The sequence below is a fragment of the Marinobacter sp. S0848L genome, assembly GCF_023016065.1.
In the GTDB taxonomy this organism is placed as follows: domain Bacteria; phylum Pseudomonadota; class Gammaproteobacteria; order Pseudomonadales; family Oleiphilaceae; genus Marinobacter.
The window spans coordinates 56,000-71,894 of the sequence record NZ_JALKAQ010000012.1 but is presented as its reverse complement, the minus strand read 5'-3'; the positions used below and the strand labels follow the sequence as shown (position 1 = coordinate 71,894).

General features: G+C 55.8%; 18 protein-coding genes. 4 read left to right on the top strand and 14 right to left on the bottom strand.

Annotated elements, in window-relative coordinates; translation table 11 throughout:
- Nucleotides 1-79 precede the first annotated feature (79 nt).
- Nucleotides 80-1,669, bottom strand: coding sequence for a murein biosynthesis integral membrane protein MurJ (gene murJ / locus MWU64_RS13280; protein ID WP_281496368.1), 1,590 nt, complete (start codon nt 1,667-1,669; stop codon nt 80-82).
- A gap of 265 nt (nt 1,670-1,934) precedes the next feature.
- On the opposite strand from murJ, the gene rpsT reads away from it, so the two are divergent.
- Nucleotides 1,935-2,204 carry a 30S ribosomal protein S20 gene (gene rpsT / locus MWU64_RS13275; RefSeq protein ID WP_114335897.1) on the top strand — a complete coding sequence of 90 codons (270 nt, stop codon included), beginning with the start codon at nt 1,935-1,937 and terminating at the stop codon, nt 2,202-2,204.
- Nucleotides 2,205-2,279: 75 nt separating this feature from the next.
- On the opposite strand, the gene proB is transcribed toward rpsT, so the two are convergent.
- From proB to rplU, 4 genes are all read right to left on the bottom strand, one after another.
- Nucleotides 2,280-3,404: a glutamate 5-kinase gene (proB, locus tag MWU64_RS13270; protein ID WP_247064866.1), complete on the bottom strand. Its 1,125-nt coding sequence runs from the start codon at nt 3,402-3,404 to the stop codon at nt 2,280-2,282.
- Nucleotides 3,405-3,435: 31 nt separating this feature from the next.
- The gene (cgtA, locus tag MWU64_RS13265; RefSeq protein WP_247064865.1) at nt 3,436-4,626 is read right to left on the bottom strand and encodes an Obg family GTPase CgtA; all 1,191 of its coding nucleotides are present in this window, start codon (nt 4,624-4,626) and stop codon (nt 3,436-3,438) included.
- Between the two features lie 135 nt (nt 4,627-4,761).
- On the bottom strand, nt 4,762-5,022 hold the full coding sequence (gene rpmA / locus MWU64_RS13260) for a 50S ribosomal protein L27 (RefSeq protein WP_114335894.1): 261 nt from the start codon (nt 5,020-5,022) through the stop codon (nt 4,762-4,764).
- Between the two features lie 35 nt (nt 5,023-5,057).
- Nucleotides 5,058-5,369 carry a 50S ribosomal protein L21 gene (rplU, locus tag MWU64_RS13255; protein ID WP_114335893.1) on the bottom strand — a complete coding sequence of 104 codons (312 nt, stop codon included), beginning with the start codon at nt 5,367-5,369 and terminating at the stop codon, nt 5,058-5,060.
- Between the two features lie 241 nt (nt 5,370-5,610).
- Between rplU and ispB the strand changes: the two genes are divergently transcribed.
- A complete protein-coding gene (gene ispB / locus MWU64_RS13250; RefSeq protein ID WP_247064864.1) occupies nt 5,611-6,579 on the top strand; it encodes an octaprenyl diphosphate synthase in 969 nt (322 codons plus the stop codon).
- Between the two features lie 127 nt (nt 6,580-6,706).
- Nucleotides 6,707-8,233, top strand: a complete 1,527-nt coding sequence (locus tag MWU64_RS13245) for a wax ester/triacylglycerol synthase family O-acyltransferase (RefSeq protein WP_247064863.1) — start codon at nt 6,707-6,709, stop codon at nt 8,231-8,233.
- Between the two features lie 27 nt (nt 8,234-8,260).
- Here the strand turns inward: MWU64_RS13245 and MWU64_RS13240 are convergent, their stop codons facing one another.
- On the bottom strand, nt 8,261-8,902 hold the full coding sequence (locus tag MWU64_RS13240; protein ID WP_247064862.1) for a DUF2057 family protein: 642 nt from the start codon (nt 8,900-8,902) through the stop codon (nt 8,261-8,263).
- A 112-nt stretch (nt 8,903-9,014) separates the two neighbouring features.
- On the opposite strand from MWU64_RS13240, the gene MWU64_RS13235 reads away from it, so the two are divergent.
- Entirely contained in the window at nt 9,015-9,215 is a 201-nt protein-coding gene (locus tag MWU64_RS13235; RefSeq protein ID WP_247064861.1) for a DUF6316 family protein, read from the top strand.
- 34 nt (nt 9,216-9,249) lie between these two features.
- On the opposite strand, the gene MWU64_RS13230 is transcribed toward MWU64_RS13235, so the two are convergent.
- From MWU64_RS13230 to glyA, 8 genes are all read right to left on the bottom strand, one after another.
- Nucleotides 9,250-9,759 carry a phosphatidylglycerophosphatase A gene (locus MWU64_RS13230; RefSeq protein ID WP_247064891.1) on the bottom strand — a complete coding sequence of 170 codons (510 nt, stop codon included), beginning with the start codon at nt 9,757-9,759 and terminating at the stop codon, nt 9,250-9,252.
- 14 nt (nt 9,760-9,773) lie between these two features.
- Entirely contained in the window at nt 9,774-10,724 is a 951-nt protein-coding gene (gene thiL, locus MWU64_RS13225; RefSeq protein WP_247064860.1) for a thiamine-phosphate kinase, read from the bottom strand.
- A 3-nt stretch (nt 10,725-10,727) separates the two neighbouring features.
- Nucleotides 10,728-11,204 (bottom strand): transcription antitermination factor NusB, encoded by a 477-nt coding sequence (nusB, locus tag MWU64_RS13220; RefSeq protein WP_247064859.1) that lies wholly within the window; start codon nt 11,202-11,204, stop codon nt 10,728-10,730.
- On the bottom strand, nt 11,204-11,680 hold the full coding sequence (ribE, locus tag MWU64_RS13215; protein ID WP_199007924.1) for a 6,7-dimethyl-8-ribityllumazine synthase: 477 nt from the start codon (nt 11,678-11,680) through the stop codon (nt 11,204-11,206). Before ribE ends, nusB begins: the two co-directional genes overlap by 1 nt.
- A gap of 49 nt (nt 11,681-11,729) precedes the next feature.
- The gene (ribBA, locus tag MWU64_RS13210) at nt 11,730-12,845 is read right to left on the bottom strand and encodes a bifunctional 3,4-dihydroxy-2-butanone-4-phosphate synthase/GTP cyclohydrolase II (RefSeq protein ID WP_114335884.1); all 1,116 of its coding nucleotides are present in this window, start codon (nt 12,843-12,845) and stop codon (nt 11,730-11,732) included.
- Nucleotides 12,846-12,908: 63 nt separating this feature from the next.
- The gene (ribD, locus tag MWU64_RS13205; protein WP_247064858.1) at nt 12,909-14,024 is read right to left on the bottom strand and encodes a bifunctional diaminohydroxyphosphoribosylaminopyrimidine deaminase/5-amino-6-(5-phosphoribosylamino)uracil reductase RibD; all 1,116 of its coding nucleotides are present in this window, start codon (nt 14,022-14,024) and stop codon (nt 12,909-12,911) included.
- The gene (gene nrdR / locus MWU64_RS13200; protein WP_247064857.1) at nt 14,021-14,536 is read right to left on the bottom strand and encodes a transcriptional regulator NrdR; all 516 of its coding nucleotides are present in this window, start codon (nt 14,534-14,536) and stop codon (nt 14,021-14,023) included. Before nrdR ends, ribD begins: the two co-directional genes overlap by 4 nt.
- Nucleotides 14,537-14,608: 72 nt before the next feature.
- Nucleotides 14,609-15,862, bottom strand: a complete 1,254-nt coding sequence (gene glyA, locus MWU64_RS13195; protein ID WP_247064856.1) for a serine hydroxymethyltransferase — start codon at nt 15,860-15,862, stop codon at nt 14,609-14,611.
- Nucleotides 15,863-15,895: the final 33 nt, after the last annotated feature.

The following is a 15,895-nucleotide window of genomic DNA, read 5'->3' as shown; positions in this document are numbered from 1 at the left end:
CACACCTACGGAATATGCACTGGTGAGAAAACGCGCGATTATACCCCAGTCGCGAGTATGGTAAAAATCGTGAAGACGCTTACCTCTGCCGGAACTGACTCAGACGCACGCCACACAGCAGCAATGTCACGAAATACGCCGCCACACCGGCCGCCACGAGCACGGCCATATCAGCCGTTCTTTGCAGCCCGCCAGAGGCCAGCCAATCGGCCACCGGCGCATTCAACCAAATAACCACAGCAGCCAGCGCACTGTTCGCCACCATCAGTTGAATCAGAAACTTAGGCCATCCCGGCTGACTTTCCCAAACACCGTCTTTGCGCAAACCGCGCCACAAAAGATAACCGTTTAGCCAAGCAGACATAGACGTAGCCAACGCCAGCCCGGCATGAGCCAGAGGTACGATCAACGCCAGATTAAACGCCATGTTGGCCACCATCGCGATGATGCCAATTTTCACCGGGGTTTTGGTGTCCTGACGGGCGAAAAAGCCCGGAGCCAGCACTTTGATCAACATAAACGCTAACAACCCGGCTGAGTAGGCTCGCAAACTTTGGGCTGACATCGCCACATCCCGATCGGTCACTTCACCGTAATGGAACAACGTGGCAATCAAAGGCTCCGCTAACAGCGCCAGCGCCAACGCTGCCGGCACACCGATTAACAAAACCGCCCTAACGGCCCAATCCAGTGTGGCGGCGAACTGATCTTTTGATTCCGCCGCATGCTTGCGGGACAGGCTGGGCAAAATCACCGTTGCGATGGCAATGCCAAACACACCCAAAGGCAATTCCGACAAACGATCGGAATAGTACAACCAGGACACGCTGCCGGTTTGCAGGAACGATGCCAGCACCGTATCCAACAACAGGTTGATCTGACTCACCGACACCCCGAACAGAGCCGGCATCATCAATTTCAAGATCCGGCTTACCCCGTCATGGCGATAATCCACCCGCGGCCGCGGCATCAAGCCAAGCCGCATCAGAAACGGCAGTTGGAAAAACAACTGCAGCGCTCCGGCAATAAAAACGCCCCAGGCGAGCGCCATAACCGGTTCGCTCATCAGCGGCGTAAGGAAAACGGCCGCCGCGATCATCGCCAGATTAAGCAGTACCGGCGTGAATGCCGGCACTGCGAATCGGTCGTAACTGTTAAGTATTCCGCCCGCGAACGCGGTAAGCGAGATCAGCAGAAGATAGGGAAAGGTAATGCGCAGCATATCGCTGGCCAGCGCAAACTTCGTATCATCCTCAAGAAACCCGGGGGCAAAGACAGCGGTCAGCACCGGTGCACCCAGCATGGCCACCAACGTGACCGCCAAAAGCACCAGACCCAGGGAGCCAGCCACTGCATCAACCAGCCGCTTCACCTCAGAAACGTCGCCCTTTTGGCGATAGGACGACAACACCGGCACAAATGCCTGGGAGAAGGCCCCTTCTGCAAACAGCCGGCGCAGAAAATTCGGAATTTTAAAGGCTACAAAGAAGGCATCCGCCGCGGTTCCGGCACCAAAATAACGTGCAATAACCATGTCCCGAACCAAACCCAGCACCCGAGACAGCATGGTCATAACACCCACCACGCCGGACGAACGCAATAAACCGGGCGGCTTAGGCGGCTCTTTTCGGGGCGACGACGCGTGTGCTGGTTGCGGTTCCGGGGGCATGTTGCGAGAATCCAATTTCAGAGTTCAGGCCTGAGCGGCGTTTCGGTATTCCACAGGGCGGGCCTAGGCGCCGCAGTATGCCCCGTGCAGCGATGCGCGAGTGTACCACAGGCCTGCAGTACGCGGGGATTACTACGCCAACAACCTTGACATTTCAAGCTTACGGCGGCATAGTTCCGCGTCATTTATATCGACGCGCTCGTTATGGCGCGCCCGCGATCTAAACATATTCCGTATTTATAGCAACGAATTCAGGAGTTTTACGGTGGCAAATTCCCCGCAAGCCAAAAAGCGCGCTCGTCAAAACGAGAAAAACCGCAAGCACAACGCCAGCCTGCGTTCCATGGCACGTACTTACATGAAAAAAGTTGACGCCAAGATCAAGGCCGGCAACTACGAAGAAGCTCAGGCAGCCATGAAAGAAGCCCAGCCAGTTCTGGACAGCATGGTCAACAAAGGCATCTTCGCCAAGAACAAAGTTGCTCGTCATAAGAGCCGTGTGAACGCAAAAATCAAGGCCCTGAAAACTGCCTGATTTTGCGATCAAATAAAAAAACCGGCTAACGAGCCGGTTTTTTTATGCCTGAAACCTGGAGCGCACCCTGTAGCGCTACACAACCACCAAGTTATCCCGATGAATCATTTCCTCATCGGACACATACCCCAGCAGTTCGGTAATACGGTCACTGGAATGGCCAGCAATCACACCCGCCTCGTCCGCATCGTAATTAACCAGCCCGCGAGCAATCTCACGCCCGGCCAAATCGACGCACATAACCATTTCACCGCGACGAAACTGTCCGCTTACGGCTTTTACGCCAACCGGCAGCAAGCTACGCCCACCCTGGCGTAACACCTTTACCGCCCCATCATCCAGGGCCAAGGTGCCGCGAGTCTGCAAGTGACTGGCAATCCACTGCTTCCGGGCCGCCAGCCTGCCCTGCTCCGGCAACAGCAAGGTGCCAATAACATCGCCCTGCCGCAAACGATCAATCGCATTCTCGATACGACCACCCACAATCACCGTAAACGCACCCGAACGCGCCGCCAACCGGGACGCCCGCAACTTGGTCAGCATACCACCCCGCCCCAACGCTCCGGCGCCACCGCCCGCCATCGCATCCAACTCGGGATCTTCCGCCTTACGCTCGGTTACCAGTTCGGCATCTTCGTGCTTGCGGGGATCCTTGGTGAACAAACCCAACTGGTCGGTCAGAATAATGAGCCCATCCGCTTCAACCAAATTCGCGACCAATGCACCCAAGGTGTCGTTATCGCCGAAACGGATTTCATCGGTGACCACCGTATCGTTTTCGTTAACGATCGGCACCACGCCGTAATCCAGAAGCGTACGCAGCGTACTGCGGCCATTCAGATAACGCTTTCGGTCGGAAAGGTCGTCGTGGGTGAGGAGAATTTGCGCTGTATGAATGTCGTGGCGTTTGAACTGGGCCTCCCAGGTTTGCACCAAGCCCATCTGGCCCACCGCAGCCGCCGCCTGCAGCTCGTGCAAATGCTGCGGCCGCTCACTCCAGCCCAGCCGGCTCATACCTTCCGCCACAGAGCCGGACGACACCACCACAACTTCGACGCCGCTGCGTATCAGCCCGGCAATCTGATCGACCCAGTGGCCCAGCGCAGCAACATCCAGCCCTTTACCGTCATCGGTCAACAAAGCACTGCCAATTTTTACCACCAATCGACGGGCTTTCTTAAGCTGGATGCGTTCACTCATGACAGCAGCAATATCTCTTCAGGTTTGCGGGTTATTCGGGAGCGTAAACCACTTCGACGTCATCATCGTCGTCAAAGTCGTCATCGTCGTCTTCTTCACGAGCCGCCCGACGAGCATTGCGATCGGCCTCAATTTTAGCTCGCGCTTCATCATCCATCTGGCGACGGCGAGCCGCTTCCTGCTCAGCAATTTCGGGATTCTCGGCTTCTTCTTCCGCCTGCTCTTCAATCCAGCGCATCACCGCCTGAACCAAAGGCTTCGTACCCTCACCAGAAAGCGCAGAGACAACAAACACCGGCCCTTCCCAGCCGAGTTCATCCACAATCGCCTGACAGTGCGCCTCTCGATCTTCCTCGGGCACCATATCGACTTTATTGAGCACCAACCAACGGGGGCGGTTTGCCAGGGTTTCGCTGAACTTTTCCAATTCGTGCGCAATGGCTTCAACTGCCTGAACCGGAGAAGAACCGTCGTAAGGTGCCACATCCACCAGGTGCAACAACAAACGGGTACGTACCAAATGCTTCAGGAAGCGAATGCCCAAGCCCGCGCCTTCCGCGGCCCCTTCGATCAACCCGGGAATATCGGCAATAACGAAGCTCTGATGGGCTTGAACACTGACCACACCGAGGTTCGGCACCAACGTGGTAAACGGGTAATCCGCCACTTTTGGCTGCGCCGCTGACACCGAACGGATAAACGTGGACTTGCCCGCATTGGGCATCCCCAACAACCCAACGTCTGCCAGTACTTTCAGCTCCAGACGTAAATTCCGGGCCTCACCGTCAGAGCCTTTGGTGGTCTGACGCGGCGCCCGATTGACCGATGACTTGAAGCGGGTATTCCCAAGGCCATGAAAACCACCCTGAGCCACCTTCAGGCGCTGCCCCTCTTTGGTCAGATCACCCAAAACTTCATGGGTGTCCATATCCACTACCGTTGTGCCCACCGGCACCGGCAACTCCAGATCATCGCCTTTGATACCAGTACAGTTCCGACCTGCCCCCGGTTGACCATTCTGCGCTTTGTGTTTGCGCTGAAAACGATAGTCGATCAAGGTATTCAGATTACCGTCTGCTACCAGATAGACGGAACCGCCATCCCCGCCGTCACCGCCGTCGGGACCACCCTTGGGTACGTATTTTTCACGCCGGAAACTCAGGCAACCATGGCCGCCTTTTCCCGCTTCAACAATGATGGTGGCTTCGTCTACAAATTTCATACGTCAAATGCCTTTGCATATACTAAAAAGCCCCGCAGCCTCATGGAAGCTTTGCGGGGCTCCGGATTCACCTGAGGACTGATTAAATCAGCATATCAGGAAATCCAAGGTTCGACAGAACCGGATCGCCGCTGCTTACGCAGCCGGAACGATGCTCACGAACTTGCGGTTCTGCGGGCCTTTAACTTCGAACTTCACCTGACCTTCCGCTTTCGCGAACAGGGTATGGTCCTTGCCAAGGCCTACGTTGTTGCCAGCGTGGAAACGAGTGCCGCGCTGACGAACGATGATGCTACCTGCAGATACAGTCTCGCCGCCGTAGCGCTTGACACCAAGTCGTTTCGACTCGGAATCGCGACCGTTACGGGTACTACCTGCTGCCTTTTTATGAGCCATTACCAGCCTCCTTCTTTAAGGGGAATGTTCAGAGCTTAGCCCTGAATACCCGTGATCTTAACTTCAGTAAACCACTGACGGTGGCCCTGACGCTTCATGGAATGCTTACGACGACGGAACTTGATGATGTTGATCTTGTCGTGACGACCGTGGCTAACCACTTCCGCAGTCACTTTAGCACCATCAACAACTGGAGCACCGACTTTAACGTCGTCGCCATTGGCTACCAGCAGAACACGATCAAACTCAACAGAGCCGCCGGTTTCAACTTCGAGCTTTTCCAGCTTCAGTGTTTCGCCTTCTTTTACACGGTGCTGTTTACCACCGCTAACAATAACTGCGTACATTTTCTGTCTCCGCGATTGACCCATCCCTGCTCTTATCCGCCTGGTTCTAAGGGAAGCGCTTCGGCAACCCTATTGCAGGGAGCGCAGGTTGGGATGAGTTGGGCGCGTGATTGTACGAAAAGCCGCCGACCAATACAAGGGAGTTTACGACTCAAGTTGACACTCTACGCAGCAATACCTAGCATTGCCGCGTCCTGCCCGAAAACTCAACGAACATACCAGTAAGGGACTTATCAGCCCCATGACAGCCCAGCGCATCCACGACACCGTAGCGGAAGACTTCAGCCGCGTGAACGATCTTATTATCCAGCGGCTTGCCTCGGATGTCCCGATGGTCGAGAAAATCGCCCAATACATCATCGAAAGCGGCGGTAAGCGCTTGAGGCCATTGCTGGTTCTACTCTCCAGCCAGGCGGCAGGCTACAGCAAGGATGACCACCTGAAGCTGGCTGCGGTGATCGAATTCCTGCACACCGCCACCCTTTTACACGACGATGTTGTCGATACCTCCGATATGCGCCGGGGTCGCAGTACAGCCAACGCAAAATGGGGTAACGCACCCAGCGTGCTGGTAGGTGATTTCCTCTACGCCCGCGCCTTCGAGATGATGGTCGAGCTGCAAAGCCTTCCTATTATGAACGTACTGTCCCACGCCACCGCGGTTATCGCCGAAGGTGAAGTCATGCAGCTGATGAACGTGAAGAATCCTGATCTTACGGAAGATCAGTACATGGTCGTCATCCACAACAAAACCGCCATGCTGTTCGAAGCCTCTTCCCACACAGGCGCCCTGCTTGCAGGAGCCAATAATGAACAGGAAACAGCACTGAAAGACTACGGCAAACATCTGGGCCTGGCGTTCCAGCTGGTCGATGACGTACTGGATTATCAGGGCGATGCCGAAGCCATGGGCAAAAATGTGGGCGACGACCTGGCCGAAGGCAAAACCACGCTACCTCTCATCTACGCGATGGAAAACAGCAGTGAGGACGAGCGCCAACTGATTCGCCAGGCCATTCGCAAAGGTGGCCTGGACGACCTCCCCAAAGTCCTCAGCATCGTGAAAGCGTCCGGCGCCATTGAATACACTATGAACAAAGCGAGAGAGGAGGCTGCGACCGCACGCAACCTGCTAAACTGCTTGCCGGAATCGCCTTATCATGAAGCTCTGGAATTGCTGACAGAAGCCGCCGTCGCTCGCGTAAGCTGACGAATAGAGAATCGAATACTGGCCGGAAAGCATTCAAATTCAAGGCCTTCCGGCCAACCAAGGTATCATGCGTTCTAGGCTATACTGCGGCGACCCGGCTACATACTCGCTATAGGGAGCTCTTCGCATGCACCAGCTGTCGGAACTGGACGCCTCGTTTCTGTACCTGGAATCAGAAACCACCCCGATGCACATCGGAGGCGTTTATCTTTTTGATGCCAGCAGCCTGGAAACTCCCGTCTCCTACGCCACATTCATCAAGTACATTTGCAGCCGGCTGCACGTTGCGCCGATGTTTCGGCAGAAACTCAAGGAGATCCCGCTTCGGCTCGGGCGCCCATACTGGGTAGACGATACCGAATTCAGCATCGAACGCCATCTGGCTTACGTCTCTCTTGGCGAGCGCGGAAAACAATCCTGCGTCAACGCCCTTGCCGCGAAGATTCTGGAAGAACCTCTCAAACGGGACCGCCCCCTTTGGCAGATCACCTTTGTCGACGGTTTCAAACTGGACACCCCGGATGGCGACAAAGACGGCTTCGCTCTGATCGTTAAGCTACACCACGCGTCAATCGATGCCTTCAGCGGCGAGGAAATCATGGGCAAGTTACTGGAGTATTCTCCAACCCCCAAAGCCATTAACCCGCCCAGCCCCTGGCAACCCCGAACCGAGCCCTCCGAAGAGCGGGTCTTTCTGCAGGCCGGGGCCAATATGCTGAAGGCACCGATGCAGTTCGCGTCACTGGCCTTCAATACCGCAGAGGCGGCCGCGCGCGGCATCGTGCAAAAGCAAATTCACAAACTCCCGCTGCCGAGGTCACTCTTTACCGCACCGCATTGCCCGTTCAACCGTCAGATCACTGGCAATCGGTCCATTGTTTCTGCCAACGTAGACTTGGCTCGGCTAAAAACCATCAAAGCACAACTGGGCGATGTCACTCTGAACGATGTGGTGCTTGGCCTCTGCGCGGAAACTCTTAACCGATATCTGATTACCCAAGGCACCAAAACCAGCACACCGCTAGTGGCAATGACCCCAATTTCAGTGCGCTCCAGCAGCTTAAGACGCGCCACCGGCAACCAGATGTCTGCGATGCTGTTAAATCTAGCAACCGACGAGGCTGACCCGGCACTCCGGATCCGCTACATCCATCATAATGCCGTCAAAACGGAACCTTATCGGGAAGCCATCGCCGCCGACCGCTTAACCGAATTGCTGCCGTCTACACTGCTGGCACTGTCCGCTCGGCTTTATTCAGAGCTTCGAGTCGGCCGCAGTTACCAACCGCTGTTCAACCTGCCGATTACCAACGTACCCGGGCCCCAAGTCCCCGTGTACCTGCAAGGCGCCAGGCTGGTGCAGCAATACAACACCGCGCCCCTGTTCGACAGCATGGGGCTGGTGATAGTTGCCGTCAGCTATGAAGGAACGCTAACGCTCACCTTCACCCTGTGCCCGGATGTGGTCCGCGATAGTGAGAGCCTGGAAAGTTTGGTTCATGACAGCCTTGATGCGATTGAAACGCGGGCAGAAGCTGCGGGCGAAGCCGCCATGGATCAGCTAGTGGGCGAAAACCCAAGAACCCTATCGAACGAAATTTACAGTTTTCTTGAAGGCTTGCTAAAAAAGCGCCCTCTTCGTTTTAGGCGCTAGCCCGCTCGGCTAGCGCCAACACGCGCGTTACTCGAACGCCCAGCGAAGGAAGGTTTTCTTCTCTTCGTCTGTCGCTTCTCCCCACAAACGCTTCATCTTCTCAAGCGTATGGCCGGCTTCGCTGTCATGGTTGCCTTCTCCACCGGCAAACACCGGCGTACGGCTTGCGGTCCGGCCTTCCCAAACGCTGGCTTCCGCTACTTCGTCACCACCGGCACTCACAATCGTTGCGGAGAAGTTTTCGCTAAACGCTTCCGCTTCACGACGGCTGGTTGGCTTATCGACGGCAAACTCATAAACCGTGCCCGGCTGAGCATCGAAACGAACCACCTGCGGCGCTGTTTCGATGACATGAACTTTGGACTCGCCATCTTCAACAATGCCCGACTTTGCCCAAATGGTCTTATAAGTGAACACCACTTCGTTACCGCCCGGCAGCAAGCCGTAATCCAACGCCAGATCGTCCATAAGGAAGTTGGTCATGGCCTTGCCATTGACCTCGGTCACCCGAATGGTTCCAGGTGCTTTGAGCACGGCAGGCTCGGTCGCGGCCGGCAAACTGCCTTCCCAGGTATCAATTCTGGCCAAGGAAGATGCGCACCCTGCAACCGCAACCGTCAAAACAGCCAGCACCAATTTGTAAAAACCACCAACGTGACACATACTCATTTACACATCCTTTTTGAGAAAAAATTTGAATTCGGTTGTATTTGAGCTAATTCTAAACAGGATACGCCAAACACATCGACGCCCGAACCCCAACGTAGCAGAAGGAGGATATATGGATACTCAACAGCGGGCCGGCGAGAAGAGCCCCCCTCCGTTTCGGAGCAGCCGCTTCTTCTGTGTCGGGGGCAAATGGTACTTCACCACCCGCGAAGGCTTCGACAGCGGCCCCTTCGCCTCAAAAGAACGCGCCGAGATTGGGCTAAAGCGCTTTCTTCACGTCGTTAAGTTATTGCCTGAAGAACAAGTTCACTAACAACGCATCCCGTTTCACTGCTATGCAATGCCCATCACACCATGAACGGCATTATCCAATGGTCAATGGCGGCAAGGCACCCTAGTGCCATAAAACCTGCAACGACATCATCAAACATAATACCTAATCCACCGGGCATACGGGCATCCAGCCAACTGATCGGCCACGGCTTGAGCACATCAAACAGCCGGAACAACATAAATGCCATCAACACCCCATACACCTGGTCCGGAAACAGTCCCAGCGCAATCCACATGCCCACGAACTCGTCCCAGACGATGCCGCCGTGGTCGTGAACCTTCAAATCTTCGGCGGTTTTGCCGCACAGCCAGATGCCGATCACAAATGCCGCCAAAACAACCAACCAATAGGCCACCGGCGGCATCCACGCAAATCCGTACCATAACGGAATTGCCGCAAGGCTTCCCCAGGTGCCCGGCGCCTTAGGCGCAGCGCCACTGCCAAACCCGAAAGCCAGCAAATGCACCGGATGGCGCAGAAACCCCGGCGGCAGTATGGCTTTTACGTTATCTGGCTCCTGCATCACGTTGTTGTCCGTCAATCAGACCTCCTAAAATGATCGAATCCCTGACGAGAGCCAATTTGCGCTGTATTGGCAACGTTTAGCCCGGGCTTAGCCTGTATACGGCCAATAGTGATGAGCTGCTCACGAACATGCAAATCCATCAACGCCAGCTGCTCATCCGCAATCGTGACACATAACTGGTAATCGTCGCCCGCGGTTAACGCACAGGTTAGCGCCTCCCGCCCTTTCAGCGCCACCAACGCCTTGGATAATGGAACTTTGTCTGCATCGAGCTCAGCCCCCACTTCAGACGCGTCGAGAATATGCTGTAAATCGGAGAGCAGCCCATCTGAAATATCAATGGCGGCAGACGCTTTGCCAACCAACGCTTTGCCCAATGCCAAGCGGGGCTCGGGATAGTGGTAACGCGCAAGTACGGCCTGTTCATTACCTGTCGGGTCCGGGCTCCCCAAAAAATCCAGAGCTGCACCGGCGTCACCCAACGGCCCGGTCACACACACAAGATCGCCTACACACGCGCCAGAACGCCGCAGCGCCATCCCTTTCGGAACTGTACCATGAACTTGAAGCGTCAATGTTAGCGGGCCTCGCGTGGTGTCTCCGCCAGCCAGCGTGATACCAAACGCATCGCTTGCTCGAGCCAGGCCACGGGAGTAGCCAGCCAGCCATTCCGGCTCTGCACAGGGCAACGAGAGCGCGAGTGTAAAACAGACAGGGTCGGCCCCCATTGCAGCCAAGTCACTGACTGCGACGGCTAACGACCGCCAGCCAAGGTATTCAGGGGGGTAATTCGGGGGGAAGTGAACACCCTCGACCAGAGTGTCCACTGAAAACACTAAATCCTGCCCCGGTGGGACGCGCTGAATGGCGCAATCGTCACCGGGACCAAGAATGAGCTGCCCTTGCCGTGCGTTATCAGCCAACGGCTGAAAATACTGACGGATCAGCTCAAATTCGCCCATGAATCAGCGTGGACGGGTTTCAGCCAGCCGCAAGCGGCGACTGAGCTTGTCCAGAATACTGTTCACGAACTTGTGACCTTCGGTGCCGCCAAAACGTTTGGCCATTTCAACACCTTCGTTGATCACCACTTTATAGGGCACATCAATGCGGTACTTCAGCTCATAAGCACCCAGACGAACGATAGCCAACTCAACCGCGTCTACTTCTTTCATAGGACGATCCAGGAAAGGCTCCACAAGGCTGTCCAGTTCCGCCTGCTCGCGGTGCACACCCCTCAAAATGTCCCGGAAATACATGATATCCACCTTGCTCATGTCGTTATCGACCATGAACTCGGCTTCAATATCCGAAATAGGGGTTTTGCTGAAATGCCGCTGGTACAACCCCTGCATTGCCAGCGCCCGGGCACGGCGACGATCACCGGCTTTGGGCTTATTTGTATTCCCCGGTTGGGGATTGCTATCGCCTGCTTCGCTCATTACTCACCTAACTTCTTGAACAAACTGACCATTTCCAGGGCAGTAATTGCTGCTTCCGCACCTTTGTTGCCAGCCTTCGTTCCTGAACGCTCAATGGCCTGCTCGATGGAATCCACGGTCAGCACCCCAAAGGTCACTGGCACGTCGGTTTCCAGACTAACGGCACCCAAACCACTGGACGCTTCACCAGCCACGTATTCAAAGTGCGGGGTGCCACCACGAATAACGGCACCCAACGCGATAATGGCATCATAGTCAGAGGTTTCTGCTACGCGCTTAACCGCAAGCGGCATCTCGTAAGCGCCTGGTACGCGAATCACAGTGATATCGCTCTCGGCAATACCATGACGACGCAGAGTGTCGATGGCACCTTCTACCAGGCTCTCAACTACAAAACCGTTAAAACGGCCCACCACCAACGCGTAACGTCCGCCACACTGGGTAAAATCACCTTCAATTACTTTGATATCTGCCATCTCGGGCTCCTTCGCGGGCTGCAGCGCGTTCCGGCTGCAGCCAGATTTATCATTCGGGGGTATAAGGTACGTATTCCACAACTTCCAGGTCGAAACCGGAGATAGCCGAGAATTTAACGGGCGGGCTCAGCAAACGCATTTTGCCAACACCAATGTCACGCAGGATTTGAGAGCCGGTACCTACGGTGAAGTACACACCGGAGCTGCCCTTGCCCGAAGACCCACGGCCCTCGTCAAAAAACTCCTGCATGCGATCTTCCAGGTTACGGCTGTCTTCTGCGCTGTTCAAAAGTACGACGACACCTTTGCCTTCGTTGGCGACCTTCTCCAACGCGTGGTGCAATGGCCAGCTTCGGGAATCCTTGCGGCGCGCGCCCAACAAATCACGCAGGGTATCCGTGATATGAACACGAACGTGAACCGGCTCTTCAGAGCTGATATCACCCATCACCATCGCGAGGTGGGTTGATCCCTGAATGTTGTCCCGGTAGGTGCGCAGTTTAAAGACACCGTATTCGGTATCCAGGTCATTCTCTTCCACGCACTCCACGGTTTTCTCGTTCATGGTGCGGTAGTGAATCAAATCGGCAATGGTGCCGATCTTCAGATCGTGCTCTTCCGCAAACTTCTCGAGATCTTCACGACGGGCCATCGAGCCGTCATCGTTCATGATTTCGCAAATCACGCCCGCGGGCTCACAACCCGCCAGCGATGCCAAATCGCAAGACGCTTCGGTATGACCGGCACGGCTCAAAACGCCGCCCGGATCAGACATCAGCGGGAAGATGTGCCCCGGCTGCACCAGATCCGATGCTTTTGCATCGCGCGCCACGGCGGCCTGTACGGTGCGGGCACGATCCGCTGCGGAAATGCCTGTGGTTACGCCTTCACGGGCTTCAATCGACAGGGTGAACTTGGTGCCAAACCCAGAGGCATTCTGTTGAACCATCAACGGCAAGCCCAGTTGCTCGCAACGCTGCCGGGTCATTGGCATACAAATAAGGCCACGGCCAAAACGCGCCATAAAATTGATCGCTTCCGGCGTGCAATGTTCTGCAGCCATCACCAGATCACCCTCGTTTTCGCGGTCTTCGTCATCCATCAGGATGACCATCTTTCCCTGTCGAATATCTTCGATGATGTCTTCAATGCTGTTCAGTGCCATACGCTTCTGCACCCTGTCACCCCGGCTATCCGCAATGACAGCCAAGAGGAATGAATTGAATGATTAACTGCGAGCGAGGATCAACCGTTGATCTTCACCCACCTGACGGCGATCCAGCACCTTCCATTGCACTTTGTCTGCCATAACTTCTATGGGTAGATGAGCCGTTGGCCGCCCTGTACTCCCTAAAAACACCGGAGCCTGATACAACCAAAGCTCATCCACTAAATTCTCGTTGATAAAGGTACCCGCCAGCGTTGGCCCGGCCTCTACCAGTAATTCGTTTATGCCTTTCTCTCCGAGGGCGTCCAGTAGTTCGACCACGTCCACCCCGTTATCTCTCCAGGCCACACCGGCAATACTCACACCCAGCGCGGCCAAATCCTGTGCCGGTGCCGTTGGCCGGGTTGAGCTGGCGCAGAACACCTGCACATTGCCGCCCCGAAGAATGCGGGCTGACGTTGGCGTTCGCGCATCACGATCGGCAATCACTCGCAGCGGCTGGCGTGATGGCGCCGCAGCTTCTCCCAAATCGCCCATGTCATCGAGGCGCACTGTTAACGCGGGATCATCAGCCAACACCGTACCTACGCCCGTGAGAATGGCATCGCTCATGGCTCGCAGGCGCTGCACATCACGTCGCGCCTCAGGTCCTGTAATCCACTGGCTTTCGCCCGATGCCATCGCCGTTCGGCCATCAAGGCTGGCTGCCATTTTTAAGCGAACCCACGGCCGGCCGGTGTTCATGCGCTTCATAAAACCCGGGTTCAGGCGCGCGGCTTCTTCGCTCAGCACGCCCTCGGTTACCCTGATGCCCGCATCCCGCAGCATATCCAGCCCCCGGCCAGAAACCGTCGGGTTCGGATCTTTCGTTGCCACGAACACTTGAGCCACCCCAGCTTCCATCAACGCCTTCGCGCATGGCGGTGTCCGGCCATAATGGCTGCACGGTTCCAAGGTTACGTAAGCCGTTGCGCCTCGTGCTTCCTGCCCGGCCTGGCTCAATGCATGCACTTCGGCATGCGCCTCACCGGCTCGCTCGTGCCAGCCTTCACCTACGATACGATTGCCTCTGGCAATCACGCATCCCACACGTGGATTAGGATGGGTGGAATAACGACCTCGCCAAGCCAACTGGATAGCCCGTGCCATCATTGCCCTGTCGCGGTCTGAAATCATACCTTGCCTTTCCCTGTCGGATTCTCGGCCAACGCACGCGCCACATCTGCGGCGTCGCCGTTACCCTGAGACAAACGCTCAATCTCTTCTTTGAACTCGTTGATGTCCTGAAAGCTGCGATAAACAGAAGCAAAACGAACGTACGCCACTTTATCCAGCTGACGCAGTTCGGTCATTACCTCTTCACCCAACTGCATCGACTTTACTTCACGCTCGCCGGTGGCTCGCAGGCGGTACTTGATTCGGTTAAGCGCCGCCTCGATCGATTCAATACTGACCGGGCGTTTTTCCAGAGCTTTCATCAAACCGGCCCGCAATTTTTCTTCATCGAAAGGCTGTCGGGTTCCGTCTTGCTTGACCACCCGCGGCATCACCAACTCCGCCGTTTCAAATGTGGTAAACCGCTCATGGCAGGACAAGCACTCCCTGCGGCGGCGTACCTGATCGCCTTCGGCCACCAGACGCGAATCAATCACTTTGGTATCGGCTTCACCACAGAAAGGACAATGCATAGTTCAAACGCTCCGGCAAAAAAGGGCCCGGGGACCCCTCAAGGGCACCCGGGCAGACTCACACAGTGCAAATCAAGCGTAAACCGGGAAACGTGCGCACACCGCTTCAACCTGCTCGCGCACACGGTTGATGGTCGCTTCGTCTTCAAGGTTGTCGAGGATATCGCACATCCAGCTAGCCAGATCACGACACTCCTGCTCACCGAAGCCACGAGTGGTAACCGCTGGAGTACCTACACGCAGACCAGACGTCACGAACGGAGAGCGCGGATCATTCGGCACCGCGTTCTTGTTCACGGTGATGTGAGCACGACCCAGAGCCGCATCCGCATCTTTACCGGTGATGTCCTGCTTGATCAGGCTAACCAGGAACAAGTGGTTCTTGGTGCCGCCAGAAATCACATCGTAGCCGCGCTCAATGAACACATCGGCCATCGCTACAGCGTTCTTCACAACTTGCTGCTGGTAGGCTTTGAACTCGTCGCTCATAGCTTCCTTGAAGCAGATTGCTTTAGCCGCAATCACGTGCATCAAAGGACCGCCCTGGCCGCCCGGGAAAACCGCGGAGTTCAGCTTCTTCTGCAGGGCTTCGTCGTCACACGCCAGAATCAGGCCGCCACGAGGGCCGCGCAGAGTCTTGTGAGTGGTGGTGGTCACTACGTGAGCGTGAGGAACCGGGTCCGGGTATACGCCTGCTGCTACCAGGCCAGCTACGTGCGCCATATCGACAAACAGGTATGCGCCTACTTTGTCTGCGATCTCACGGAAGCGGGCAAAATCCAGTTCCTGAGAGTAGGCAGAGAAGCCAGCAATGATCATCTTTGGCTTGTGTTCAACGGCCAGCGCTTCCACTTCGTCGTAATCGATCAGACCAGTTTCCGGGTTCAGACCGTACTGTACGGCGTTGTAGATCTTACCGGAGAAGTTCACGCTGGCACCGTGAGTCAGGTGACCACCGTGGGCCAGGCTCATGCCCAAAACGGTGTCGCCCGGCTGTACCAGTGCCATGAACACGGCAGAGTTGGCCTGAGAACCAGAGTGCGGTTGTACGTTGGCATAAGCAGCACCGAACAGTTCTTTGGCGCGATCAATCGCCAGCTGCTCAGCCACGTCCACAAACTCACAACCACCATAGTAACGCTTACCGGGGTAGCCTTCGGCGTACTTGTTGGTCAGCACACTGCCCTGAGCTTCCATCACCCGAGGACTGGTGTAGTTTTCGGACGCGATCAGTTCGATGTGCGCTTCCTGACGCTTTTCTTCCGCCTGCATGGCGTTCAACAGTTCGTCATCGAAACCGGCGATTTTCATATCACGATTAAACATGGAGTGCTGCCCCTGTCTGAATGGCTGGTCCGG